The sequence below is a fragment of the Sphingomonas sp. PP-CC-3A-396 genome (assembly GCF_004343105.1).
Lineage (GTDB): Bacteria > Pseudomonadota > Alphaproteobacteria > Sphingomonadales > Sphingomonadaceae > Sphingomonas.
In genome coordinates this window covers 132,991-159,006 of record NZ_SLYF01000006.1, presented here as the reverse complement: position 1 = coordinate 159,006, position 26,016 = coordinate 132,991, and the positions used below count along the sequence as shown (strand labels likewise).

General features: G+C 66.8%; 21 protein-coding genes. 14 read left to right on the top strand and 7 right to left on the bottom strand.

What is annotated here, in order from left to right; translation table 11 throughout:
* Positions 1 to 31 precede the first annotated feature (31 nt).
* Complete coding sequence (locus C8J40_RS13190; protein WP_207901231.1) at positions 32 to 2,857, bottom strand: pitrilysin family protein; 2,826 nt, start codon at positions 2,855 to 2,857, stop codon at positions 32 to 34.
* 280 nt (positions 2,858 to 3,137) lie between these two features.
* On the opposite strand from C8J40_RS13190, the gene C8J40_RS13185 reads away from it, so the two are divergent.
* On the top strand, positions 3,138 to 3,815 hold the full coding sequence (locus C8J40_RS13185; protein WP_132897399.1) for a DUF6445 family protein: 678 nt from the start codon (positions 3,138 to 3,140) through the stop codon (positions 3,813 to 3,815).
* Between the two features lie 237 nt (positions 3,816 to 4,052).
* Entirely contained in the window at positions 4,053 to 5,585 is a 1,533-nt protein-coding gene (locus C8J40_RS13180; protein WP_132897398.1) for a M23 family metallopeptidase, read from the top strand.
* A 149-nt stretch (positions 5,586 to 5,734) separates the two neighbouring features.
* On the opposite strand, the gene C8J40_RS13175 is transcribed toward C8J40_RS13180, so the two are convergent.
* A complete protein-coding gene (locus C8J40_RS13175) occupies positions 5,735 to 6,262 on the bottom strand; it encodes a DUF177 domain-containing protein (protein WP_132735376.1) in 528 nt (175 codons plus the stop codon).
* 8 nt (positions 6,263 to 6,270) lie between these two features.
* The gene (locus tag C8J40_RS13170) at positions 6,271 to 6,777 is read right to left on the bottom strand and encodes a ubiquinol-cytochrome C chaperone family protein (protein ID WP_243693376.1); all 507 of its coding nucleotides are present in this window, start codon (positions 6,775 to 6,777) and stop codon (positions 6,271 to 6,273) included.
* 133 nt (positions 6,778 to 6,910) lie between these two features.
* On the opposite strand from C8J40_RS13170, the gene bamE reads away from it, so the two are divergent.
* From bamE to C8J40_RS13140, 6 genes are all read left to right on the top strand, one after another.
* Positions 6,911 to 7,417 carry an outer membrane protein assembly factor BamE gene (bamE, locus tag C8J40_RS13165; RefSeq protein WP_132735062.1) on the top strand — a complete coding sequence of 169 codons (507 nt, stop codon included), beginning with the start codon at positions 6,911 to 6,913 and terminating at the stop codon, positions 7,415 to 7,417.
* Between the two features lie 271 nt (positions 7,418 to 7,688).
* The gene (locus C8J40_RS13160; protein ID WP_132897397.1) at positions 7,689 to 9,122 is read left to right on the top strand and encodes a glycosyl transferase family protein; all 1,434 of its coding nucleotides are present in this window, start codon (positions 7,689 to 7,691) and stop codon (positions 9,120 to 9,122) included.
* Positions 9,083 to 10,165 (top strand): hypothetical protein, encoded by a 1,083-nt coding sequence (locus tag C8J40_RS13155; protein WP_243693375.1) that lies wholly within the window; start codon positions 9,083 to 9,085, stop codon positions 10,163 to 10,165. The genes C8J40_RS13160 and C8J40_RS13155 overlap by 40 nt, the downstream gene beginning before the upstream one ends.
* A 76-nt stretch (positions 10,166 to 10,241) precedes the next feature.
* The gene (locus C8J40_RS13150; protein WP_132735058.1) at positions 10,242 to 11,156 is read left to right on the top strand and encodes a sulfite exporter TauE/SafE family protein; all 915 of its coding nucleotides are present in this window, start codon (positions 10,242 to 10,244) and stop codon (positions 11,154 to 11,156) included.
* 35 nt (positions 11,157 to 11,191) lie between these two features.
* A complete protein-coding gene (locus tag C8J40_RS13145) occupies positions 11,192 to 11,911 on the top strand; it encodes a TIGR02186 family protein (protein ID WP_207901230.1) in 720 nt (239 codons plus the stop codon).
* Positions 11,912 to 12,055: 144 nt separating this feature from the next.
* Positions 12,056 to 13,657, top strand: a complete 1,602-nt coding sequence (locus tag C8J40_RS13140) for a DUF87 domain-containing protein (protein WP_243643212.1) — start codon at positions 12,056 to 12,058, stop codon at positions 13,655 to 13,657.
* Between the two features lie 24 nt (positions 13,658 to 13,681).
* On the opposite strand, the gene C8J40_RS13135 is transcribed toward C8J40_RS13140, so the two are convergent.
* On the bottom strand, positions 13,682 to 14,218 hold the full coding sequence (locus C8J40_RS13135; RefSeq protein WP_132897395.1) for a histidine phosphatase family protein: 537 nt from the start codon (positions 14,216 to 14,218) through the stop codon (positions 13,682 to 13,684).
* An 8-nt stretch (positions 14,219 to 14,226) separates the two neighbouring features.
* A complete protein-coding gene (locus C8J40_RS13130) occupies positions 14,227 to 16,929 on the bottom strand; it encodes an ATP-dependent DNA helicase (RefSeq protein ID WP_132897394.1) in 2,703 nt (900 codons plus the stop codon).
* A gap of 299 nt (positions 16,930 to 17,228) precedes the next feature.
* Here C8J40_RS13130 and C8J40_RS13125 point away from each other — a divergent pair, with 299 nt between their 5' ends.
* The 5 genes from C8J40_RS13125 to C8J40_RS13105 all read left to right on the top strand — a co-directional run bounded on the left by C8J40_RS13125 (position 17,229) and on the right by C8J40_RS13105 (position 22,246).
* A complete protein-coding gene (locus C8J40_RS13125; protein ID WP_056053958.1) occupies positions 17,229 to 17,534 on the top strand; it encodes a hypothetical protein in 306 nt (101 codons plus the stop codon).
* Positions 17,535 to 17,590: 56 nt separating this feature from the next.
* Complete coding sequence (locus C8J40_RS13120) at positions 17,591 to 19,156, top strand: lysine--tRNA ligase (RefSeq protein WP_132897393.1); 1,566 nt, start codon at positions 17,591 to 17,593, stop codon at positions 19,154 to 19,156.
* Positions 19,157 to 19,370: 214 nt separating this feature from the next.
* The gene (locus tag C8J40_RS13115; RefSeq protein WP_132897392.1) at positions 19,371 to 19,928 is read left to right on the top strand and encodes a 2'-5' RNA ligase family protein; all 558 of its coding nucleotides are present in this window, start codon (positions 19,371 to 19,373) and stop codon (positions 19,926 to 19,928) included.
* A gap of 91 nt (positions 19,929 to 20,019) precedes the next feature.
* Entirely contained in the window at positions 20,020 to 21,024 is a 1,005-nt protein-coding gene (locus tag C8J40_RS13110; RefSeq protein ID WP_132897391.1) for a histone deacetylase family protein, read from the top strand.
* Positions 21,014 to 22,246: an MFS transporter gene (locus C8J40_RS13105; protein ID WP_243693374.1), complete on the top strand. Its 1,233-nt coding sequence runs from the start codon at positions 21,014 to 21,016 to the stop codon at positions 22,244 to 22,246. The genes C8J40_RS13110 and C8J40_RS13105 overlap by 11 nt, the downstream gene beginning before the upstream one ends.
* Before the next feature lie 162 nt (positions 22,247 to 22,408).
* Here C8J40_RS13105 and C8J40_RS13100 read toward each other — a convergent pair whose 3' ends face one another.
* Positions 22,409 to 23,638, bottom strand: a complete 1,230-nt coding sequence (locus C8J40_RS13100) for a dipeptidase (protein WP_132897390.1) — start codon at positions 23,636 to 23,638, stop codon at positions 22,409 to 22,411.
* A gap of 97 nt (positions 23,639 to 23,735) precedes the next feature.
* Here C8J40_RS13100 and C8J40_RS13095 point away from each other — a divergent pair, with 97 nt between their 5' ends.
* Positions 23,736 to 24,848, top strand: coding sequence for an acyltransferase (locus C8J40_RS13095; RefSeq protein WP_243693373.1), 1,113 nt, complete (start codon positions 23,736 to 23,738; stop codon positions 24,846 to 24,848).
* Here C8J40_RS13095 and C8J40_RS13090 read toward each other — a convergent pair.
* Positions 24,834 to 25,595 carry a TonB family protein gene (locus C8J40_RS13090; RefSeq protein WP_132897389.1) on the bottom strand — a complete coding sequence of 254 codons (762 nt, stop codon included), beginning with the start codon at positions 25,593 to 25,595 and terminating at the stop codon, positions 24,834 to 24,836. The two genes, C8J40_RS13095 and C8J40_RS13090, sit on opposite strands and share 15 nt — an antisense overlap.
* Positions 25,596 to 26,016: the final 421 nt, after the last annotated feature.

The following is a 26,016-nucleotide window of genomic DNA, read 5'->3' as shown; positions in this document are numbered from 1 at the left end:
AAGCACCGCCCGGAACGCCCGGGCTCTGCAATTATTTGGCGCCGGCAACCGACGCCGCGGGGATGACCTCGACCGGCAAACCGATGCTGTCAAGCTGCGGTCGCACCGTCTTCGCATCGCCGACCACGACCCAGATCGTCTTCTTCGGATCGAGCGCCTGCTGGATCGCAGTGTTGAGTTGCGGCAGGTTAAGTCCCTGGTATCGCTGCGTGATCGTCGCGTAGTAATCGTCGGGCCGCTTCAGCAGGTCGTTCTGCTGCATTGCGCTGAGCACCGCGTCGGACGTCTCGAAATTGCCCGACAGCGAACGGATCGCGCCGTTGATCGCACGGTCGAACTCGACCTGCGTCATCGGCTCCTTGCCGAGGAACGCGCCGATGTCGCCGCGCAGTGCCGCGATCGAGGGGCCGGTCTGGTCCGCCTGCACCGGCGCCGACAGGACATAGGGCGCGGCCTGCTCGTTCTGCTGGAAGCGCCCCGACACGCCGTACGACCAATGCCTGGTCTCGCGCAGGTCCATGTTGACGCGACCAAGGAAGCTGCCGCCGAGCGCATCGTTTGCGGTCGCGATCGGCAGCAGGTCCTGCGTGCCCTTGAGCCCGGTCGGCACGCCGGCGACGATCAGCGACTGCGGGCTGTCGGGCCGGTCGATCAACACAATCTTCGGCGCGGACGGCGTCACGCTCGCCGGGAACTGCTTCACGCCCGCCGCACCTGTCGGCCGCCACGTCCCGAACCGCGCATCGAGCGCCGCCTTCACCTCGCCGAGCGGACGATCGCTGACGACGAAGATCTTCGCCTTGTCCGGCCGCAGCCACGCCTGCTGGAACGCGACCAGATCGGCACGCGTCAGCGCCGCCACCGCCTTCGGATCGCCACTGCCCTGCGCCTTGGCATAGGGCGATGTCGGCCCGAGCAGCTTCGGCAGCACGCGCGTCGCCAGCCCCTGCGGGCTGGTCAGTTCCTGCGCGATCTGCGCCAATTGCTGGTTCTTGACGCGCGCGACCTCGGCATCGGCGAACGCCGGATTCTGCGCGATGTCCGCGAACAGGTCGACCGCGGGTGCGAGGTTCGCACTCGGCACCTGGAGCGACAGGAAGGTCCGGTCGTTCGATGCGCCCGAACCGATATCCGCCCCCAGACGCTCCTTGGCTTCCGCCAGCGCGAGCGAATCGCGCGTCGCGGTGCCCTCGTCCATCATCGACAGCGTCAGCTTCTGCGTGCCAAGCTTGGTGGGCACGTCGGCCGCGACGCCGGCATCAAAGCTCAGCACCGCCTGCGTCACCGGCACCGCGTCGCGCTGCGCGTAGACCAGCTCGATACCGTTGCTCAGACGGGTGCGCTCGACCTTCGGGAAGCTCAGCCCCGCCACCGTACCGACCGCCGGCAAGGCGCCACGCGTGCCCTTTGGCGGCGCTTCGGGCGCGGGCACCACATCGGCCTTGGGCGGCACGACCGCATTGGCATAGGCATCGCGCGCGCCGGGCACGACGGTCAGCGAATAGGCGGGACGCGACAGCCACTTCGCCGCCGCCGCGCGCACGCTAGCGGGCGTCTCGGCCGCGAGCTGGAGCAGCTGTTTCTTGTAGAAGCCGGGATCGTTCGAATACAGCGCGCCTTCGGCAAGAGTCACCGCCTTGCCGCCGAACCCGCCGACCGATTCAAGCCCCTCCATCTTGCGCGCCGCCGTCGTTGTCGCGACGCGGCTGACCTCGTCGGCGGTCGGGCCGTTCTTGAAGAAGTCGGCGAGGATCTCGTCGATCCGCTTGGTTACCAGCGCGGGGTCGACGCCCTCGCGGACGATCGCCTGGATCTCGAACATGCCGAGCTGGCTGAAGCTGCTGTTCTCGGCGGAAATCCGCGTGACCAGCTTCTCCTTCTTGACCAGCGCGGTATCGAACCGGCTGCTGGCAAGCCCACCGAGTACGCCCGCCGCGACGTCCAGCGCGGTGCCGTCCTTGTCGTTCAGGCCGGGCACCACCCAGTTGCGGCTGATCATCACCGCGGCGACGCGGTCCTTGATCGTCTCGCTGACCGGCGCGGGCAGGGTCGGGATCGGCGCGGGCGGGACGATGCTCTCGGGGCCCTTGGGGATGCCGCCGAAATACTTCTCCGCGAGCGTTTTGGCGGTTGCCGCATCGACGTCGCCGGCGAGCACCAGCACCGCGTTGTTCGGGCCGTAATGATCCTTGAACCAGTCCTTCACGGTCTGCAGCGAGGCCGCGTCGAGATCCGCCATCGAGCCGATCGTGGTGTGGCCGTAAGGGTGATCCGCCGAGAACAGCCCTTCGGTGATCTTGTACTGTGTCAGGCCATAGGGCTGGTTGTCGCCCTGGCGCTTTTCGTTCTGGACGACGCCGCGCTGCTCGTCGAGCACGCCCTGCGTGATCGCGCCGGTAAGATAGCCCATCCGGTCGGATTCGAGGAACAGCGCACGGTCGAGCGCCGCGGTCGGCACCGTCTCGAAATAATTGGTGCGGTCAAAATAGGTCGTGCCGTTGAAGTCGGTGGCGCCGACCTGTTTCAACGGCTCGAAGAAATCGCCGGGTGCGTTCTCGGAGCCGTTGAACATCAGATGCTCGAACAAATGCGCGAAGCCGGTCTTGCCCTTCGGCTCGAACTTCGACCCGACGTTATACCAGACGCTGACCGCCACGACGGGCGCCTTGCGATCGGTATGGACGACAACGCGCAGGCCGTTCTTCAGCGTGAACTGCTGGTACGGAATATCGACCGACTTGACCAAATCGGCGACCGGAGCAGGGCGCGCTGCGGGCGTCTGCTGCTGCTGCGCCTGTGCGGCGGGAACCAGGAAGGCCGCGAGCGATACGCCGGCCAGAACGGTAAATTTCGACATCATGTGCAAGCGCCACCCCGGTTCGTCTGTTACAGGCAACATACGCACGCCGATCCCGACGGCAACAAGGATCGCGAAATCAATCGGTAACGGGCCGATCGGGTAGCTCCGCAGCAACCGCTCCGCTATCCAGCGGCATGAGCCAAGCGCCATCGAGCAGAACACCGCGCCTGAAGCGCGTCCTCACCCGGCGTAGCGGCCTCGCGGTGGGAACAGCCACCACTATCGTGTCGCACTACCCTGTTTCGACTGTCGCGATCGTACCACACAGGCGCGACAGATGATCCGCCCCAAGATTTCGGCGCGTCAGATCGGCATGCAGGATCAGCCGCTCGCGATCGTCGATGGTTTTCATCCCGACCCCGATGCGCTGCGTACCCATGCCGCCACGCATGCGTTCGAGCAGGGTCGCAACCATTATCCAGGGCTACGCGCGCCGCTGCCGGCGGGCTATCTTGCGGCGATTCGACCCGCGCTGACGGCGGTGTTGTCAGGAGTATTCTATCACAATGCCGGGTTCGCGACGATCGACGCGAGCTATGCGATGGTGACCATACCGGCCGATCGACTCACGCTGGCGCAGCGGCTGCCGCATGTCGATGCGGTCGATCCCGGTCGCATCGCGCTGGTGCACTATCTCAGCCCCGAACGGCGCGACGGAACCGCATTCTATCGACACCGTGCGACGGGTACCGAAACGGTCGATGCCGTACACGCACCGGACTATTACGCGCGCCTCTACGCCGAGCTGGCGCGCGATGGCCTGCCCGAGCCATCCTATATCGCCGGCTCGACCCCCTTGTTCGAGCAGATCGCGCAGGTCGAGGCCCGCTATAACCGGGCCGTGATCTATCGCAGCGCATCGCTGCACAGTGGCGTGATCGTACCGGACACCGTGCTGAGCGAGGATCCGCTGCAAGGACGCCTGACGATCACTGCGTTCCTGTTGCTCGACTAAAGCGGGGTCGCCGGACGCCACTCGGCGCCGGGCGGATCACCTGCGTGTTCGACGCGACGCGCCACCGCTTCATCGCGACGTGCCACCGGAATAGCGCCGTTTAAGTCGACTTTAGCATATTTTACGGCAGAGGACTGTCATCCGTGCACTGTGCGGCGATCCTGGTCGGCGATTCCTTGTCGGCGCCCCGGTTCGACGACCTCCTCGACTACCCCTTCAACCATCAAGGCAGCGCGCGTGTTTCTACGGGACGATCAGCGGTATGAACTGGCCGGCGTCGCGGTGACGCGGGGCCCTGTCTTGCGCATGCCGTCATCGGCAACACTGACGCCGCGCGAGTCGCCCGTCGACATCTTGCGCGGTGCGGCAACACGGATCGACTGGGTTCCGGACCTGGGCGCGCGGATCGGCAGCCTCGACTGGTGGCGCGGGTTGGCGACGTGCACGGCATTGTGCGCAGCAAGCTGGGCGTTGTCGCCGGGGATCAAACCGCTGGTCGGTGCGGTGCCGCCACCGCTTGCCGGCGCGGAATGGGACGAGGCCCGCGCACAGGGCATTACCGCGATCGGTCAGGGGGCAGCGACCGGCCGGCGAATGGCCGCCAACGACCTTGTCGCACCGCTTGCCGAGGTCCCCGAACGGCCGACGGTCGAGCTCTCCGCGACACTCGGCCAGGGCGACCGGCTCGATCGCGTCCTGATGCGCGCGGGGGTCGGTCGTCCCGATGCCGATGCCGCCGCCGCCCTGGTCGCGCAGGCGGTACCCCTCGACGACATCGCCGCGGGAACACGCATCGCGCTGACGCTTGGTCGACGCCCTGATCGCACCGTTACCCGACCGCTCGAAGCGCTCGACTTCCGCGCCCGGTTCGATCTGGGGCTGGCTCTGGCGCGCACCGCGACCGGGTTGGCGATGCACCGCAAGCCGATTGCGATCGACGCGACGCCACTGCGGATCCAGGGGCTCGTTGGATCGAGCCTGTACCGATCGATGCGCGCCGCCGGGGTGCCGGCCAAGGCGGTCGAATCGTACATCAAGGCTATTGCTACGCGCGTGTCGATCGGTCGCGACGTCGACCCGGCGGACAGTTTCGACCTGATAATCCAGCGCCAGCGCGCAGCGACCGGGGAGACGCGGATCGGCGACCTGCTGTTTGCCGGGATCGATCAGGGGCGACACAAGGTGCAACTCGTCCGCTTCGGGCCGGGCGGCGCGGATGCCGATGGTGGTGGCGACGGCGATGCCGGCGCCCCGCCGCGGACCGATGGCTGGTTCGACGCGAACGGCCAGACCGAGCGGCGCGCCGTGTCCGGCTTGCCCGTATCGGGGCGCATTACCTCGAACTTCGGCTTGCGGATGCATCCGCTGCTGGGCTTCACCCGCATGCACAAGGGCCTCGACATCGGCGCGCCCTATGGTGCGCCGATCCATGCCATGACCGACGGCATCGTCGCGTTCGCGGGACGGACCGGCGGCTATGGTAACTTCGTAAAGCTGATGCATGGCGGCGGCATGGCGAGCGGCTACGGTCATATGAGCCGGATCGCAGTGTCGTCGGGCACGCGCGTGCGGCAGGGACAAGTCATCGGCTATGTCGGATCGACGGGCATGTCGACCGGCCCGCATCTCCATTGGGAGGTGTGGAAAAACGGCGCCGCGATCAATCCGCGCAGCGTGTCGTTCGCCAGCGTCGCGCAACTGTCGGGCGCGAGCCTGCGCGCGTTCCGGGCGAAGGTGGCGGCGCTGCTAGCGGTGCGGACGGGGACCTGACGGCAACCCATCAATCCTACCACGCCAGAGGAGATGCCGCCGACAGTGGCGGAGGGGCGGATACGAAACACGGGGTCGTGCTTGCCACCCCCTCCGTCTGCCACGCGCCAGCCATCTCCCCCTGGCGGGGGAGTATCCGCAAATCGCGCCTAAGCTTTGCCCGCCATCTTCGCCTTGAGATCCGCGAACGCGTTGGCGGGGCGAAACTCATCCTCGCTGATCACCCCCGCCGCCGCCAGCGCCGCCGCCGCATTGGGCCCGCGCGGGAACGGATCGATCGCCAGCGCCAGCGTATCGGCCGCCGCTTCGCCCAGATCGATCGCGCCCCCCTCGATCGCCACTGTGTCGAGCGCATCGTCGGACAGTTCGACCTCGTCGCCTTCCGCCACCAGCTGTTCCACGAACAGCAGCGCGACCGGTTCGTCGATCCTGGTATCGAGCGGCTCATCGGTAACCGAGCACGCCTGCACCGCAGCCCCGGTGACGCGCCCCTTCACGACGATGCCGCTGTCGGTCCGCTTGATCCCGAACCGTGCCTCGAGTCGCGCGATCGATACCATCGCGAAGCGCTTCGCCAGCGCGGCACGTTCGTCCTCGTTGGCGACGATCTCGACGATCCGCTCACGCTCGCCGATCGTGTCGAGGCGTTCGGGGCGGCTGAATTCAGCCTTGTTCATACCAGGCGTCACGGTAGCTCTCCTGCGAGCAGTTTCATCATTGGCGTAGTTGCTAGCGCGGCATGAAACGCCATCAGCGACGTCCGCACATGCGCCAGCGCGGCATCGGCCGGCACCGCCCCTCGATACAGGTTTCGCAGCAGCGCTGGCGTAATATCTCCAGCCGCCAGTCCATCACGGTATGCGCCGAGTCGGCCGCCGAGCATGCTCATCATCTTGCCGATATGCTTGCCGACGATGATGTCGCCGATCCCGATTTCACGCAATTGGCCGTCCATGTCGTCGACAAAGCGTTCGGCAAGGCGCGCCGCGGGCTCGCCACCGGCGGGTTCCGCCTCGAGCCGTAGCATGACGACCGCAAGCAGAGTCGCGATCATGTCGAACCGGCCGTCGACGGTGTCCGGCACCGCACCGTCCCGATACCAATGCTCGGCACGCGCCCGCGTCACGACCGCGGTATACAGCGGCAGCGCTTCGTCCGGCTTCTCGCCGAGCAGTCTTCCCAACCAGCTCAATCCGTCGTCCTTCGCCCATCGACCGCGCACCGACTTGTTTGCCCGCGCATCCTCGCATATCGAGGCGATCGGCGGCCGATGCAATCGCATCGCAACCGTCACGTGTTTTCGCGTGCCCCGGTTGGGAGTTTATATGAGCGTGTTTTCCGCCCGTACGGGTCTCGCCGCCGCGCTTGCGGTCGTTACGCTTGCCAGCGCGGGCTGCACCCAGTTGCGCTCGCATCAGGGGTATGTCGTCGATACCGACCTGGTCAACTCGGTCCAGCCCGGCGTGGATAACCGTCAGTCGGTGCTCCAGACGCTCGGCAAGCCGACGCTCGCGGGTCAGTTCGACCAGGGAGATTGGTATTATCTCGCACGCGACAGCCGCAACCTGGCGTTCCGCAATCCGCGGCCCAACGCGCAGATCACGCTGCAGATCAGCTTCGACCAGAAGGGGACCGTCACCGCGATCCGTCGCGGCGGGCTCGATCAGGTTGCCTCGGTCAAGCCGTACGGCAAGACCACGCCGACGCTGGGTCGCGAACGCGGCTTCTTCCAGGATCTGTTCGGAAACATCGGTACGGTCGGCGCCGCGGGTGCCGGCGGCGGCGGTGGCAATGGCGGCAACACCGGCGGCGGTGGGCGCGATCGTCCGTAATCAAGGCTGAGTCCCACCGGTTTGGCCGTACCGCCTGCTACGCATCGGTACGGCCGGGCCGGGAGTGGATCGGCGCCGATCCCGAAAGGGGGGTGGGATCGCGGACGTAACGCCTCGCGATGACGATGGTTCGCAGGCCCCGCCCAAACCTGCATATTTTTAGTGACTCAGCGCCATCACTTGCGTCGCGGAGACCGCCAAACATCCGTTTCGGATCGGACTGAATCCGAAACGGACATATGCTGCTGTACCTCGTCGTCGGGGGTACGCCATGCTCGAGTCGTTCTGGATCATCGACGGCTTGGCGCGGGAAAGTTTGCTGTTTGCCGGAGTCGGGCTTTTTCTTGGCGGCATTGACGACCTGCTGGTCGACCTCGTTTTCATCGTCCGTCGGATCCGGCATTGCGCACGTCCCCGGCTGACGCTCGCGACTCTGCCGCCGCCACGATGCATCGGCGCGATCGCAGTGTTCGTAGCGGCATGGGACGAGGTGTCGGTAATCGGCGGCATGTTGTCGACCGCGCTGGATCGCTATCGCCATGACGATTACCGGATCTATGTCGGTGTCTATCCGAATGATCGGGGCACGATCGATGCCGTTGCCGCGATCGCCGAGCATGATGGCCGCGTCAGGATCGTGATCGGGCCGCGCGACGGTCCCACGACCAAGGCGGATTGCCTCAATACGGTGTGGCATGCGCTCGGCCGCGACGATGCCCGTGAGCACCGGCATACCAAGGCGATCGTGCTGCACGACGCCGAGGATGTCGTGCATCCGCAGGAACTGCGTGTCTTCGATTGCCTGATCGATCGGTACGATGTGGTGCAATTGCCAGTCCTCCCGCTCGTCCATCACGGGGCTCGGCTGGTGTCGGGACACTATGCCGACGAGTTTGCCGAGTCGCACGCCAAGCAGATCGTCGTCAGGACGGCTTTGGGGGCGGGAATGCCGCTTGCCGGCACCGGCTGCGCGATCGCACCCGACATGCTTGCCAGGATCGCGTTCGCGCGCGGCGGCAATCCGTTCGACGCGACCAGTCTAACCGAAGATTATGAACTCGGCTTGCGGCTGGCGGAGCTTGGCGCGCGCTGTATCTTCGCGCGGGTAGCAGCGGACGATGTCGGTGCGGTCGTCGCCGTGCGCGCCTATTTCCCCGGTACGATCCGCGAGTCGGTCCGCCAGAAGACACGGTGGATGAACGGCATCGCGCTAGCCGGCTGGGATCGGACCGGCTGGGCGAGACCGCGTGCCTTTGCCGACCACTGGATGCGGATGCGTGATCGGCGGGCACCGCTCGCCGTCGTCATTCTCGCGGTCGCCTATGTCGGAATGCTCGCCTGGGCATTGTCGATGGCGGCGCATCACTTTGCGGGTCAGGCAATGCCAGCGCTCGACCGGTCCCATCCGATCGCGCTCTGGCTGTTCATCGCCAACGCCGTCCTGCTGGCGTGGCGGCTGGGATCACGGATGGTGTTTACGGGTCGCAGCTACGGCGTTGGCGAAGCCTTTTGGGCGCTTCCCCGCTTCATCGTCGGCAACTGCGTCTCGTTGCTCGTCGCGCCCTGCGCGGTGGCGCGCTACATCGCCATGCTGCGGGGCGCAGCGCCGGTATGGGACAAGACCCGTCATGAATTTCCCGACGCCCCCGCAGCGTCGATCAGCGCATGCCACGGGTTCGGACCGAGCGTTCCAGCACCGGGATGACCGGCGGGCGGCCGTTGCGATTCCTCGCGCTGACGCTGGGTGGCTGGGTGTTGGTCAGGATTGCGGTACTGTTGTCTGAGATCGAGCCCCGTCAACCCTTGCCCATCCGCCCAACCTTAACGAAGATACTGGTACCGCCCGCCGCCGCGACGGTATTTCCCGCCGCCGCCGTATTCCCCGGTCCGCGCCAGATCGCATTCGTCATCCCGCCGTTGAGCGATACCGTCGTGACGCCCGCCCCGCCCGCCATCGTTTTCCGGGCGAAACCGCGTACGGATGTCGCGCTGCCCCCTAGGGTATCCGGCTTGCCGGAAACCTGGTCGCTGGACCACATCGCCGCCCAGTCTTTCGGGCAGCAACCTCCCGGCCGAACCGACGCACCGCCTTTCCTGTTAGCGCCGTTCGTGGTTCGCGGCGCGAGTCGGCTGAACGGTAGTGCATGGCTGCTGGTACGCGGGGGCCCGGCCGGTACCGTCTCCGGCGGCCAGCTCGGCGCTTCGCAGGCGGGGCTGCGGATAACCTACGCGATCGACGCTGCCCGCCGGTTCGCACTGTCGGCTCGGGTCGCCGCCCCGCTCGAGGGCCGCGGACGCGAAGCCGCGGTTGGAATCGAGTGGCAACTGACGAGGATGCCGATCCGCCTGATCGTCGAGCACCGTTTCGTTCTCGATGGTGGCCGCAACGGACCGACGATCGGCGTGCTCGGCGGCTATGGTCCTGCCGATATCGTCCCCGGTGTCCGTCTTGAAACATACGGGCAGGCCGGTGCGATCGCCCGCGACGGGCTCCAGACGTTCGTCGATGCCTCGGCTCGGCTGACCCATCCGCTCGGCACCGTCGCGACGGCCCGTCTCGATATCGGCATCGGCACATGGGCGAGCGCGCAACGGGCTGCCGAACGTTTCGACATCGGACCATCGGTCGTCGCCACGCTGCCGATCGCGCATAAATCGCTACGCCTGACGCTCGACTGGCGCGAGCGGATCGCGGGCGGCGCGCGTCCCGGCTCGGGACCGGCGCTGTCGATCGGCAGCGACTTCTGATCCCGTGTCCAAACACCGGGATCGGTGCTCAGTCCAGCCTAGCCCCGCGCGCGCAATCCGGTGTAACGCTGCTAACGTGGATCTGTATCTCCCCGTCGCCAACCTGTCGGTCAACGCGCTGGTCATCATCCTGCTCGGCGGGGGCGTCGGGCTGTTGTCGGGCATGTTCGGGGTGGGTGGCGGGTTCCTGACGACGCCGCTGCTGATCGTCTACGGCATCCCACCGACCGTCGCCGCCGCCTCGTCCGCAAGCCAGGTGACCGGCGCGAGCGTGTCCGGCGTATTCGCGCATTTCCGCCGCAAGGGCGTCGATACCAAGATGGGCGGGGTGCTGGTCGCAGGCGGCATCCTCGGCTCGTTCTTCGGCGCGTGGCTGTTCCGGCTGCTCCAGCAAAGTGGGCAGATCGATACGGTGATCGCGATCGTCTACGTTCTCATGCTCGGCTCGATCGGCGGCCTGATGGCGAAGGAGTCGATCGGCACGATCGGGCGGGCGCGCACCGGGCGTCCGCCGAAGGCGCGCAAACGCCGCCATCACCCGCTCGTCGCCGCGCTTCCGCTCCGCACGCGGTTCTACGCCTCGGGGCTCTACATCTCGCCGCTCGCGCCGCTGTTGCTCGGCTTCTTCACCGGCATCCTGACCATCCTGCTCGGCATCGGCGGCGGCTTTATCCTGGTCCCCGCGATGATCTACCTGCTCGGCATGGCGACCTCCGTCGTGGTCGGCACCTCCTTGTTTCAGACGCTGTTCGTGACCGCGGTCGCGACGATGGTCCATGCGACGACCACCAAAGCGGTCGACATCGTCCTTGCCGGGCTGTTGCTGCTCGGCTCGGTGGTCGGCGCACAGATCGGCGCGCGGTTTGCGAGCAAGTTCCGCCCCGAATATCTCCGCCTCGCGCTTGCGGTGATGGTGCTGCTGGTCGGCGCGCGCATCCTGCTCGGGCTGGTCTGGCGGCCCGAGGAGATCTTCTCGGTCACGCTGTCTTGAGAAAGTGGCCAATTCTGGCGTTCGCGCCGCTGCTGATGGCGCAGGCGAAGCCCGTGCTCGTCCCGGACGTATCGCAGCGCAATATCGAGATCGCCTACAGCTTCACCGGCGCAGAACTCCTCCTGTTCGGGGCGATTCTCTATCCCGGTGGCCGCCTGCCAACCGGCGAGCAACCGACCGACGTCGTCGTCGTCGTGAAGGGGCCGACCCAGTCGATCCTGATGCGCGAGAAGGAGAAGGTCGCCGGAATCTGGGTCAACGCGTCAAGGCTGCGCTACCGGTCCGCACCGAGCTTCTACGCGATCGCCTCATCCAAGCCGATCGACCGCCTCGTCGACGATCGGACGCGCGCGATCTACGAACTTGGGCTCGACAGCCTGCAATTGTCGCCCGCCTCCAGCGCCCCCGCCGACACGCAGGACCGCTTCCAGAAGGGCCTCGTCGACCTGAAACGACGTGCCGGCCTCTATTACGAGGCGCCACGGGCGGTCGAGATCACCGACGGCGTGCTATACCGGGCGCGCGTCTCGATCCCGGCGCGCGTACCGGTCGGCCGCTTCACCGCGGAGACGTTCCTGATCCGCGACGGACGCGTGCTGGCAGCCGCCGTGCGCGACATCGACATCCGCAAATCCGGCTTCGAACGCTTCGTCGCTCGCGCCGCGGATCGCTCGTCGATCGTCTATGGTCTGGTCGCGGTTGCCCTCTCGGTCTTTCTTGGTTGGGCGGCGGGCTGGATCGCGCGAAGGGTTTAGCGTTCCTTCACCATCCTCACCGGATGTTTACGGTCTTGCGTGCAAGACATTGGGTAAATGACTGGGGATCTTGCCAGAATGAGTGAAATGCCGGGACCCGATGCCTTCCTGCGCGCGCCATCGCCGACCAGTGGTTCCGTCGGCATGGTACCGCCTGCCCCGATCGGCGTCGTCTTCGCGATCGCTGGATCGAGCAGCCGTGTGTTGCTCGACCGCGCGTCGATCGGTGCGCTGTGCGACGATCGCGACCCCGTTGTCGCGGCCGCAGGTCAGGTCGGCGGTCAGGTGAAGATGCGCGTTGGCACGACGTGGCTGGTCGCCAACATCCGGTCGCTCAAGCTCGAAGACAATGCCGGCACCTGCATCGCCGCCGACATCGACTTTCTCGGTGAGGGCGACGAGGAACGCCTGACCGGCAAGCTCTATCGGTTCCGCCGCGGTGTGACGCGGTATCCGATGCCCGGCGCCGAGGTGTACCCGATCACCACGTCGGACCTGCAACAGGTCTATGCCGCCGAGGATCGCGCCAACATCACCGTCGGCACGGTGTATCCGACCAGCGACATCCCCGCCGCGCTCTATGTCGACGCGATGCTCGGCAAGCATTTCGCGCTTGTCGGATCGACCGGTACCGGCAAGTCGACCAGTGCCGCCTTGATCCTCCACCGAATCTGCGAACTCGCGCCGCAGGGCCATATCGTGATGATCGATCCGCATGGCGAATATGCGGCTGCGTTCAAATCGAACGGTGCGTTGTACGACGTCTCGAATTTGCAGATGCCCTATTGGCTGATGAACTTCGAGGAGCATTGCGAGGTTTTCCTCACCAGCAGCGGATCCGCGCGGCAGTTCGATGCGGACATCCTCGCCAAATGCCTGCTCGCCGCCAAAGCCAAGAGCCGTCTCGGTCAGGAGATCGCCAAGCTGACGGTCGATGCGCCCATTCCCTATCTGCTCAGCGACCTGACGACGATCATCAGCGCCGAAATGGGCAAGATGGACCGCGCCGGCGACACCGCGCCGTATCTACGCCTGAAAACCAAGATCGACGAGATCAAGGCGGACCCGCGCTATGGCTTCATGTTCTCGGGGATGCTCGTCGCGGACACGATGGCGAGCTTCCTAAGCCGGATCTTCCGTCTGCCCGGCGACGGCAAGCCGATCTCGATCATCGACGTCTCGGGTGTGCCGTCGGACATTACGTCCGTGGTGGTCGCGGTCCTTGCGCGGATGACGTTCGACTTTGCGATTTGGTCGCGCAACGAACCGCAGCGCCCGATCCTGCTCGTCTGCGAAGAGGCGCATCGCTACATCCCCGCCGGCCAGGAGACGAGCAGTGCGGTCGGTCGCATCCTCGGCCGGATCGCGAAGGAAGGCCGTAAGTACGGCGTGTCGCTCGGCCTCATCACGCAGCGTCCGTCGGATCTGGCGGAAGGCGTGCTGTCGCAGTGCGGCACGATCATCGCGATGCGCCTCAACAACGACCGCGATCAGGCGTTCGTCCGCGCGGCGATGCCCGAGGGTGCACGGGGCTTCCTCGATTCGATTCCGGCGTTGCGCAATCGCGAATGCATCATCTGTGGCGAAGGCGTGACGATCCCGATCCGCGTGAGCTTCGACGGGCTCGAGGAGTCGAAACGTCCGGCGTCGGGCGACCCACTCTTTTCCGAACTCTGGCGCGACGTCGGTGGTGAAGACCAGATCATCGGCAGGACGATCCAGCGCTGGCGGGCACAGGGCAAATAGGCCGCCGGTTTAGCCCCCGCGTGGTCAGTCCGCGTCGGGGCCTAAGGTCGGATCGAGATCGCGGGGGCGGATGAATCGGGTCAGGCGGGCGGTGGCCGACGTGATATCCGCCCAATCCCCTTCAAACTGGAGCTCGGCGATGCTGGCGGTCGGATATTTGTCCTCGACCGCATCGCGCAGCGGGTCAGCCCCGTCCGCCACCAGCATCAGGACGAGATCTTCCAACCCCGGATTATGCCCGACCAGCAGCGCGCTCTCGGCGTCGGCCGGAAAGCCGTGCACCACGTCGAGCAACGTCGCTGCCGACGCGAGATACACGCGACGGTCCAGCGTCGGCGCGATCATCCGGCCATAGCCCGATTCGATCTGCTCCAGCGTCTCCGACACGCGCACGGCGGGCGAGGCGATCGCATGATCGAACGCTAATCCTAGTGATCGCATATGCCGCCCGACCATCGCCGCGGCGCGCTTGCCCTTGGCGTTGAGCGGGCGATCAAAGTCACGCGCAACCGGATCGTCCCAGCCGGACTTGGCGTGGCGCAACAGCGTCAACGTCTTCATGGCAATCCTCAAGCGGGTTCGCGGCTTTCATGCCCTACCGGGGCCCGGGAGGAAAGCCGGCTCGCGACTCGGGCCACCGCTTCTTCGAGCGTTACGCGGGCGATCGGCACGCCCGGCGGGAACGCGCTGAGCAGCCGCGAGGGCATCGCGGCGGACAGCATCACGAACACGCCGGAATCATCTGCGCGCCGGATCAACCGGCCGAACGCCTGAGCTAAACGAGCCCGAACGAGGCGGTCGTCATAGGCCGAACCGCCGCCCGCGAGCCTGCGCGCGGCATGAAGCACGGAAGGCTTTGCCCAGGGCACGCCCTCCATCACGACAAGCCTCAGCGACTCGCCGGGCACATCGACGCCGTCTCGGAGCGCATCGGTGCCGAGCAGCGACGCGCCCGGATCGTCACGGAAAATGTCGACCAGCGTGCCGGTGTCGATCGGATCGACGTGCTGCGCGTGGAGCGGCAGGCCTTCGCGCGCGAGTCGATCGGCGATGCGGCCATGCACGCCGCGCAACCGTCGGATAGCGGTGAACAGCCCGAGCGTCCCGCCGCGGCTGGCGACGATCAGTTGCGCATAGGCGTTGGCCAGCGCGCCGATGTCGCCGCGCTTCACGTCGGTGACAATCAGGACTTCGGCCTGACGCGTGTAATCGAAGGGGCTCTTCGCCTCGAACCGTGCGGCGGGGCGCAGGAGATGCGGCGCACCGGTGCGGGCTTCGGCCACCTCCCAATCGCCGCCGCCGGTCAGCGTTGCAGAGGTAACCAGTGCACCATGCGCCGGTTTCAACACGATCTCGGCGAACGGCCGAGTCGGGTCGAGCCAGTGGCGATGCAGCCCGATATCGAACTCGCGCCCCTCGATCCGGTCGACCGCGAGCCAGTCGACGAAATCGCCATCGACAGGTCCGCCAACGCGCGCGAGCAGCGACAGCCACGACGCCACCGTCTCCGCGCGCCAACCGATCGAGGCGATCGCGCCCTCGACTCGTGCGCGGGCGGGCGCGTCCATCCAATCGGGGGCTTCGGCGAGCACGGCTTCAAGCCGGCGACCGAGCGTGACAAGTGGGCGGACGAGCGCGTCGAGCGCGGCGGCAGCGGGCGCGGCGGCCTCGATCAGCGTCGCATCGGGTTCGGCGAGTTCGGTCTCCAGCCCATAGCCCGCGTCGCCCGGCTGTTCGGCCCGCGCGTAGGTGAGCCCGCGGACGGCGGCGAGAAGCGTCTCGATCGGCCCGAACGGCGCACCTTCGCCGAGCCTTTGCAGCCAGCCGTCGGACGCGAGCGCGCCCGCCGCGGTGACCGCATCGCTGATCGCCCGCGCGCCCTGTTCGTCATAGCTGGCGAGATCGGACAGGCGCGCGGCAAGCCCTCGCCGGCGGCCGCGACCGCTCGATTCGGGGCCGAGGATCCAGCGGCGCAGTTCGATCGTCTCCGCACCGGTCAGCGCGGTCGCGAACATCGAATCGGCGGCGTCGAAGATATGATGGCCTTCGTCGAACACGTATCGCGTCGGTCGGGTGGCGAGTTCGCGTCCTCTGGCGGCGTTGACCATCACCAGCGCGTGGTTGGCGATCACGATGTCGGCGTCGGACGAGGCACGGGCGGCGCGCTCGATGAAGCATTTCCGGTAGTGCGGGCAGCCGGCATAGACGCACTCGCCGCGCCGGTCGGTCAGTGCAGTTGAACCATTGCGGCGAAACAGCGTCGGCAGCCAGCCGGGCAGGTCGCCGCCGACCATATCGCCGTCCGCGCTATACGCGGCCCAGCGTGCGACGAGATGCGCGAGGATCGCCGCGCGGCCTGCGAACCCGCCTTGCAGCGCGTCCTCCAGGTTCAGCAGGCAGAGATAATTCTCGCGGCCTTTTCGCGTAACGACCTTGGCCTTGCGGATCGCAGCGTCGGGATAAAGCCGCGCGGTTTCCTGGCCGAGCTGGCGTTGCAGCGTCTTGGTGTAGGTCGAAATCCACACCGCGCCGCCCGCCTTCTCCGCCCAGAGCGAGGCGGGGGCTAGGTAACCCAAGGTCTTGCCGATCCCGGTGCCGGCTTCGGCGAGGACGAGGTTGGGCGTGTCGCGCATCGCCCGCGGGGCGAAGGCGGCGGTGGCGGCGCCGGCGTAGGCGCGCTGGCCGGGGCGTTCCTCGGCGCCGTGGCCGGTAAGGTCGACGAGGCGCGCTTCGGCATCGCCGGGCTCGATCGTCACGGTGCGGGGAGCAGGTCGCGGCGCGTGCTCCTCCCATTCGGGGAGCGACGAGAACAGCCAGCGTTCGTTGACCGCCGGCTTCTTCAGCCGCTCGGCGACGACCGGCGCCCACGGCCAGCGCAACCGGAACAGCGATTGCGCCGCAGTCCACGCCCCTTCCCGCTCGGGCCAGTCGCCATCGGTGAGCGCCAGCATCGCTTCGGCAGCGCGCAGCAGGAACGGCGCGACCGCCGCATCCTCGCTCGGCACATCGAGCCCAGTAACCCGCGCGATCCCCTTCGGCGTCGGCACCGCGAACTGCGCCGGGCGAAGGAACGCGTAGAGTTCGAGCAGATCGAGCCCCGACAGATCGGGATACCCGAGTCGCTGCCCGACCAGCGGCGCGTTGAGCATGATGACCGGCGTGTCGGCGGCGATCCGGATCGCCTCGCCTCGCCCGATCGGACGCGCACCCTCGGCGTTCGCGATCCAGATGCCGGCGTGGCTGGCGTGGAGGGCGGGATAGGGGAGCGGCATCCTGGCGACCTTGCTGCAACGAGAACGAAAGGGCAACCTTTTGTGGAAGGGGATATGGTCAGCGGTGCGCAGGACCCCGATCGGGGATGCCCCGCCCCCGCCCGTCATCCCAGCGAAAGCTGGGATATTCATGGGGCAGGTGCTGCGATCCCCACGGGGATATCCCAGCTTTCGCTGGGATGACGGGGGGCATCGATACGCGAACTTATCCAAATTCGCCGTTACGCAACCGGTACGGTTCACATGCGTTGCGCACTTATCGATACTGGCCTTTACCTACATCAACAGGGACGATCATCATGCGGAAGTTTCTCATGGCGCTGAGCGCGCTCTCGCTCGCAATCCCGGCCGCCGCCGTGATTCCTACGGGCAAGGCCGAAGCACGCTCGAAGCGTGAGTATCGCGGCCATGACCGTCGTTACCGCGCAAAGCGTTGCCGCCATTCGAGCGGCACGACCGGTCTTGTCGCAGGCGGCGTCGGCGGTGCGGTGCTTGGCAATGCGGTCGGCGGCGGCTTGCTCGGCACGCTCGCCGGCGGCGCAGCGGGTGCGCTCGGTGGCCGTGCGGTCGACCGGACGATCACCGCGAAGGATCGTTGCCGCTAAGACGCATGCGGCGGTGGGGTGACGGACACGGGCGCAGGCGCTAATCGCCGAACGCTATGACCGATGACATCCGCACCGCCGCCCTCGAGTCCAAAGCCTGGCCGTACGAGGAGGCGCGTAAGCTCCTTAAGCGGTATCCGAACGGCAAGTCGGGCGATCCGGTGCTGTTCGAGACGGGCTACGGACCGTCGGGCCTGCCGCATATCGGCACGTTCAACGAGGTGTTGCGCACGACAATGGTGCGCAACGCCTTCCACGCCCTAAGCGATACGCCGACTCGGCTGATCGCGTTCTCGGACGATATGGACGGTCTCCGGAAAGTCCCGGACAACGTCCCCAACGGCGACATGCTGCGCGAGCATCTCGGCAAGCCGCTGACGCAGATACCCGATCCGTTCGGCACGCATTCCAGCTTTGCCGCACACAACAACGCGATCCTGCGCGAATTTCTCGATCGCTATGGCTTCGACTACGAGTTCGCGTCGTCGACCGAATATTACACCGGCGGGCGTTTCGACGAGGCGCTGAAGGGTGTGCTTGGCCACTTCCAGGGCATCCAGGACGTGATGCTCCCGACGCTGCGGGCCGAGCGTCGCGCGACCTATTCGCCGGTGCTGCCGATCTCGCCGACCAGCGGCATCGTGCTGCAAGTGCCGATCGAGGTGATCGATGCGGAGACGGGCCTGATCGCGTTCGAGGATGAGGGCCAGCGGATCGAGCAGAGCGTGCTCGGCGGCAAGGCCAAGCTGCAGTGGAAGGTCGACTGGGCGATGCGCTGGGTCGCGCTCGGCGTCGACTACGAGATGGCGGGCAAGGACCTGATCGATTCGGTCACGCAGTCGTCGAAGATCGCGCGCGTGCTCGGCGGACGCCCGCCCGAAGGCTTCAACTACGAGATGTTCCTCGACGAGAATGGCGAGAAGATCTCGAAGTCGAAGGGCAACGGGCTGAGCCTCGAACAGTGGCTGACCTACGGCCCCGAGGAATCGCTCGCGTTCTACGCGTATCGCGAGCCGAAGAAGGCGAAGTCGCTGCACATGGGCGTGATCCCGCGCGCGGTGGACGAATATTGGCAGTTCCGCGGCAATTATGCGGGCCAGGACCTGAAGCAGAAGCTCGGCAATCCGGTCCATCACATCCACGAAGGCAAACTGCCGACCGGCGAGCTGCCGGTGACGTTCGGGCTGCTCCTCAACCTCGTCGGCGTGATGGGCGATGCGAGCAAGGAGCAGGTCTGGGGCTATCTGGCGAACTACGTGCCCGACGCGTCCGCGGCCAAGTATCCCGAGCTCGACCGGCTGATCGGCTATGCGCTCGCCTATAGCCGCGATTTCGTCGCGCCGACGCTGAAGCGCCGCGCGCCCGAGGGCATCGAGGTCACGGCGCTGGAGCGGCTGGATGCGGAACTCGCCGCGCTGCCCGCGGAGGCGAGCGCGGAGGATATCCAGAACATCGTCTACGAGATCGGCAAGACCGGCGGGTTCGAAAACCTGCGCGACTGGTTCAAGGCGCTGTACGAGACGCTGCTCGGGTCCGAGCAGGGACCGCGTATGGGGAGCTTCATCGCGCTGTACGGCGTGGCGAACTCGCGGAAACTGATTGCTGAAGCGTTGGCGCGGTAAGCAAATCCGGCCAAGAAGCACCACCCCGGCGAAGGCCGGGGCCCAATTGGGATACGCTGTTAACAGGCTGCCACGCTTCGTTACTCTGACCTTTCCAATTGGGCCCCGGCCATCGCCGGGCTGGTATTTGAGTGCTCCGATCGCGCGCGCTTGCTAGACGAAAGCGGTGGAACATATTAGCAACAAGTCCACCTCCCCCGATTCGGAAACCGGCATGTTTCACCGCCCCCTCGCGCGTCATCGCCTGTTCTTCGCACTCCGCCCGCCGCTCCCGCTAGCGCGCCAGATCACCGAGGCAGCGGCGTGGTTCGATGGCCCCGAGCAGAAGCTGCGCCCCGAGCACCTCCACGTCACGATCGACATCATCGACGACCATGACCGCGTCTCGACCACGCTGGAACGCGACCTGAAGGCGATCGGCGATGCGGTCGAAGCAGCGCCGTTCGCGCTCCAGTTCGACACCGCGGTCGGCAGCGATCGATCCATCGCGCTGCGTCCACGCCACAAGAACGCCTCGCTCGCGGCACTGCATCAGCGGATCGCGGTGGCACGCGAGTCGGCGGGGCTGTCCCAGCGCAAAGGCTATCGGTTCAGCCCGCACATGACGCTCGGCTATCGCGACGGCCTGCCGTTCACGCAAGCGATCGCGCCGATCGGCTGGATCGCGGATGCAATCGTGCTGGTCCACAGCCATGTCGGCCTGACGCGCAACGACGTGATCGGCCGCTGGCTGCTGAGCGGCGACGACGATCGGCAACTGGCGCTGTTCTAGGCGCTCGAATTTGCCGAACGCGCGCGACCCGGTAGGACCCGCAAGGCGATCGGTTGGTTCTTCCCTCGTGACCGCGCAGCAAGGAGCGACAATGCGGCTGTTTTTCGACGAGGCCCAGCGGACCCATGCACCAGCGTGGGAACTGCATAACGGTGCATTCACGGCCTATGCGGAGACTCCCGCGCGCGTCGATGCGATCCTGCGCGCGATCGGTCCGGTCGAGGCGCCGGAAGATCGCGGCGGGGCGCCAATCCTGGCCGTCCATCCCGCGCCCTATATCGCCTTTCTCAAGGACGCAGCCCGACTTTGGCGGGAAGCCGGGCGCGAGGGCGACGCGATCCCCTACACCTTCCCGATCCGCGGGCGCCGGCCGCTCGACTTAACCCGGATCGATGCGCTGATCGGCGCGTACAGCTTCGACGCGACCACGCCGATCACGTCGCAGACCTGGGCCGCTTCCTATGGCAGCGCGCAGTCCGCGCTCGCCGCGACGCACGCGGTCCTCGACGGCGACCGCACCGCGTTCGCACTCTGCCGCCCGCCCGGCCATCACGCGGGCGCAGACTATTGCGGTGGATACTGCCACCTCAACACCGCCGCGATCGCCGCGCAGGCCGCACGCGACGCCGGTGTCGACCGCGTCGCGATCCTCGATATCGACTATCACCACGGCAACGGCACGCAGGATATCTTCTACACGAGAGGCGACGTGTTCTACGCCTCGGTCCATGCCGATCCGAAGACCGACTATCCCTTTTACTGGGGCCACGCAGAGGAAACCGGCGAAGCCAACGGACTTGGTACGACGCTGAACGTGCCCCTCCCGCACGGCACGCAAATCGACGCGTTCCGGGCCGCGCAGACCACAGCGCTCGACGCGATCGCCGCGTTCGATCCCGGCCTGCTCGTCGTCAGCTTCGGCGCGGACACGTGGGAGGGCGATCCGATCTCGCATTTCAAGCTGACCACGCCCGACTATGCGGTGTTAGCCGCTGACATCGCGGCCCGCGGGTGGCCGACCGTCATCGTCATGGAAGGCGGATACGCAGTCGACGCGCTCGGCCACAACGTCGCGAGTTTCCTGCGTGGCTTCTGAAGCGCCGATTGCGCTGGGCACGCCCGCCTACCGTCGGCTGACGCTGGCGATGTTGTTCGCGGGGTTCTCGACCTTCTCGCTGCTGTATTCGGTGCAGCCATTGCTGCCGCTTTTCGCCGCGCAGTTCAGGCTGACCGCCGAGGGCGCGTCGCTCGCGGTGTCATTGGCGACCGGGCCCTTGGCGATCGGCATCCTGTTTGCCGGGTTCGTGTCCGACCGCGTCGGCCGGCGTCCGCTGATGATCGCGGCGATGTTCGCGGCGGGGGCGCTGACGCTGGCGGCGGCGGTTGTGCCGGGGTGGAGCGGGTTGCTCGTGTTGCGCTTCCTGACTGGTGTTGCGCTCGCAGGCGTGCCGGCGGTGGCGATGGCCTATGTCGCAGAGGAGGTTGATGCGGGCTCGGTCGGTGCGGCGATGGGGCTGTATATCGCGGGCAGCGCGCTCGGCGGGATGGCCGGGCGGCTGGTCGTCAGCATCGTCGCCGATCTCGAAGGCTGGCGCTGGGCGCTCGCCGCGGTCGGCGTCGCAGGCCTCGCGATGGCGGAGGCGTTTCGCCGGCTCGCGCCGCTCTCGCGCAATTTCACGCCGAGCGTGGGACGACCGGGCGCGTTATTGCGCAGTGCCGGGTCGCTGTTCACCGATCGCGCGATGCCTTTGCTGTATCTCGAGGCGTTCCTGCTGATGGGCGTGTTCGTCACGATCTATAACTATGCGGGCTTCCGGCTGATGAGCCCGCCTTACAGCCTCAGCCAGGCGGCGGTCGGCGGCGTGTTCCTGCTGTACGTGCTGGGATCGGTGAGTTCGGCGAAGTTCGGGACGCTCGCCGGACGACTCGGGCGGCGGAAGGTTTTCTGGATCCCCGTCGTCCTGCTGATCGCCGGCGTCGCACTGACCGCGATGACGCCGCTCGTGCTGGTGATCGCGGGGATCGCGGTCGTGACGGTCGGCTTCTTCGGCGCGCATTCGATCGCAAGCGCCTGGGTCGGCAGGCGCGCGCAGGGTTCGCGCGGGCAGGCGGCGGCGTTCTATCTTTTCTTCTATTATATGGGGTCGAGCGTACTGGGATCGGCCGGCGGCTTCGCCTGGACGCATGCCGGATGGCCGGGGGTGACGGCGTTCTGCCTGTTGCTCGGCGTGGCGGCGTTGGTGATCGGGCTGGTGCTGCGCACGGTGCCGCCGCTCGTGGTGGAGCCTCCTGCGCCGCAGCGGATGCCGGATCCGTGACATCCCTCCATCCGTCATCCCGACCATTCCGTCATACCAGCGAAAGCTGGGATATCATCGTTTGACCCACGTCATCTGATACGGAGGAATACCCCAGCTTTCGCTGGGGTGACGGGATCTGGCGGGTTTGGTCGAAACTCGAGCAACGAGCACTCGCCCCTTCTACCGCGACGCCACGTCCGTCGCATCTACCGGCGGCATACCCACCATTCCCTTCGCGACCGCTTCGACCCGCTCCATGACGCGGAGGACGTTGCCACCGGACAGTTTCGCCAGATCGCCATCGCTCCACCCCCGCCGCGCCAGTTCCGCGAACAGCAGCGGGTAGCCGTCGACGCCCTTCATCGCGATCGGCCCGGTCCCTTGGATCCCGTCGAAGTCGCCGCCGATCCCGACATGATCGTGACCCGCGATCTTCGCGATATGCTCGACATGATCGGCGACCGTCGCGGCGGTGACCTGAGGCTCGGGATGCGCGGCGTCCCACGCCACCAGCGGCGCTGGCGATTTGGCGCCATAGACCCCTGCCGGCACGCCGACCGACTTCGCATAGGCCGAGCGCGCGACGTCCCAGGCGCGCCATTCGGCCGACAGGAACGACAGGTAGAAGTTCACCATCACCACGCCGCCGTTCGCGCCGATCGCCCGCAATAGAACGTCGGGAATGTTGCGCGGCGCGTCGGCGATCGCGCGCGCGCTGGAGTGCGAGGCGATCACCGGCGCCTTGGTCGCGGCCAAGGCCGCGGCCATCGTCGCGTCCGAGACGTGGCTGACGTCGACGATCATCCCGATCCGGTTCATCTCCGCGACCACCTGCCGCCCGAAATCGCTGAGCCCGTTGGCGCGCGGTGCGTCCGTCGAGCTGTCCGCCCAGTTCAGGCTCTTGCCGTGCGTCAGCGTCATGTACGCGACGCCAAGCGCGCGATACTGACGCAGCACCGACAGCCGCCCGTCGATCTGGTGCCCGCCCTCGACGCCGATCAGCGACGCGATCCGTCCCGCCTTTTCGATCCGTCGGATGTCGGCGGCGGTGGTCGCGAGTTCGAACGTCGTCGGGTTCGCTGCGACGAAGCGGCGGACGATATCGATTTCCTCCAGCGTCATCTCGACCGCGCGCGGCGCGTCGGCGGGAATGTAGACCGACCAGAACTGACCGCCGACATGACCTTTGCGCAGACGGGGAATGTCGGTCTGCAACGGGTTCGGCAGCCGTGCGGTGTCGACCGAAAGATCGACCGCCTCGACCTTCGCGTCGTGCAGATCGCGGATCTCCCAGGCGAGGTCGTTATGCCCGTCGATCACCGGACTCCGCTCCAGCAGGCGTTCGACTCGCCGTGATACGGCAGCGTCCGGGCTAGCCTGCACGGCCAGCAACAGGAATGCGGCGATCATGTCTTGGTCCCCAATAGCGTCCGCTTCATCCTGAAGGAGCTGTTCGCGTGCGACAAGCCGGGTAAGGCGCTCGCCGGACGCAGACGGAGGGGCGTAATTGGACACGGGAACGGCCGGAACGGCGCGCGGGGCGGACAGCCGCCTCTCCACCGCGATCGCGATCGCGCGGCTGACCGGGATCATGGGGATCGTCTATGTCCACGCCTGGACCGGGCGGACCGCGGAAGAGCTGGCGGCGGTCGCGTTCAGTTGGCAGGCGGTTCTCCGTACCGTGCTGAGCGAGATGTTCGGGCGCAGCGCGGTGCCGCTGCTCGGCATGATCTCGGGCTGGCTGGTGGTCTCGACCGCGACGCGCCGAAGTTACGGCCCGTTCCTGCTCGGCAAGGCGCGGACGATCCTGCTCCCGATGGTCCTGTGGAATGCGATCGCGATTGTGCTGGTCGGGGCGGCAGCAACGTTCGGCGAGCTGAAGGCACCGACGCCGTCAAGCATCGGCTGGACGCTGAACGAACTCGTGCCGCTCGTCCACGCCAACGACATCAACGTGCAGATGCCGTTCTTACGCGATCTTTTCGTGTGCATGATGCTCGCCCCGCTAATGGTACGCGCGTCGAGTATCTGGCTGGCGCTGGTCGCTTCGATCGTGGTCGTGTGGAGCGTGTCCGGCGTGCATATCCCGCTGCTGTTGCGGCCGCAAATCCTGCTGTTCTTCGCCGCCGGGATCGCCGCGCGGCGATTTGGCGTGGCAGAGAAGGTGGCGGGGTGGCCTGTCGTCCTCTGCGCGCTGCCGTTCGTGGTGCTGATCGCGCCGCGACTCTGGACCGCGTTGCTGGGGAACGTCTTCTTCGACGCGCATCCGCATGTGATGGCGGCGTTCGACATACTGTTTCGAGTGACGTCGGCGGTCTTGTTCTGGCGAGTTGCCTGGGCGCTGGCGGGGAGTGGCGTCGCGGAGCGGCTGCGTGGGATCGAGCGCTATGGATTTCTCGCCTTCTGCGATCATCTAGTGCTGTTGTGGCTGTTCGGGCCGGTGATCGGGCAGGCGACCGGTGCGCTGGGGGCGGCGCTGTATCCGGCGTATCTGCTGGTCCAGCCGTTGCTGGTGCTCGGGGCTACCGTTGCCCTTGGGCGGGGGCTGATGGCGCTTTCGCCAGCGGTCGCGCGGGTGCTAAGTGGGGGACGGCTCGGGCAGGCTTCAGTTACTGCGTGACGGGGGACCGAGCTGGTTCACCCATTCCTGGTTGTGGACGACGGTCGAACGAACCGGCTTCCCCGCAGCATCGAGCCAAGGCCGATAGCGGAAGCGGAGTTCGATCAGGCGGCAGGTGGTCGCGTCGAGCACCGTGTTGCCGCTGGAGCGCGTGACCATGCAGTGCGTGACGCTGCCGTCGGTCTCGACGGTGTAGCGCACGCCGACGACCCCGCCCGCGCCGATCACCGCCTCGGCGTTGGGGAAGTCCTTGTTCTTGAAGCGGCCCTTGAGGAGGCGGGGCGGGGTTTCGTCGCCGCCGTCGCCGTCGCCGTTTCCGGAGCGACCGCTGCCGGTGCCGGTCCCCTCGCCGCCTGCGCCCGTGCCGGGTCCGGGGACGGGCGCGGCGCCGCTTGTGGCGTCGCTGCCGGGGCCTGGCCTCAGTGTGGCGATAACCGGGGGCGGTGGAACGATCGGGGGGGCGATCGGCTTCGGGACGACGAGTTCGGTCGCCTTCGAGCGGAGGTTCGCGGGGGACGCTGCGCCGTTGGGACGGTGGCTTTTCGCGGGGCGGGGGACGATCTTTTCGGGCGGCGGCGGTGGAGGGGATTTCGGGCTAACTGCGAACGTCTTCAGCGCATCGGGGATAGCGGTGGGGATGCTGACGCCGAGCCCGAGGATCAGAGCATAGCCAATGACGGCGCAGAGTAGCGAAGCGCTCGCGGCAGATATCAGGCGGTCGCGCGGGTTCGGGTGGACGCCGTACATGCAGGGTAATTGGGGAGGCGGGTATTGTGCGGCAACTGTGCGTGAGGGCACGAGGAGGATCTCGGTACTCCGGACGTATTCGGTACTTATCTCGCTTCGACAGATGCACCTCCCCGGCGTAGGCCGGGGTCCAATTGGAAAGGTCGATGTAACGAAGGACCTTTGGTCGTTACCGCCGTTTCCCAATTGGGCCCCGGCCTTCGCCGGGGCGGTGGGCGATTTGTGTAAAATAGACCTGCGTTTGTGAACAAAACCGGTTCGGCGTCGGCAGACCTGTACGTTCGGCAGACACTAGAACGGGCGGCGCGACCTATGTCACACCGCCCGTTCTTGGCGCGCGACGCGGGAGTAAATCCCGCGTCGTCGGTCGGCGCTGGAGCGCCGCCGGCCGGCCTTTCGCGTGCGAACCTGCGCTTCGCTG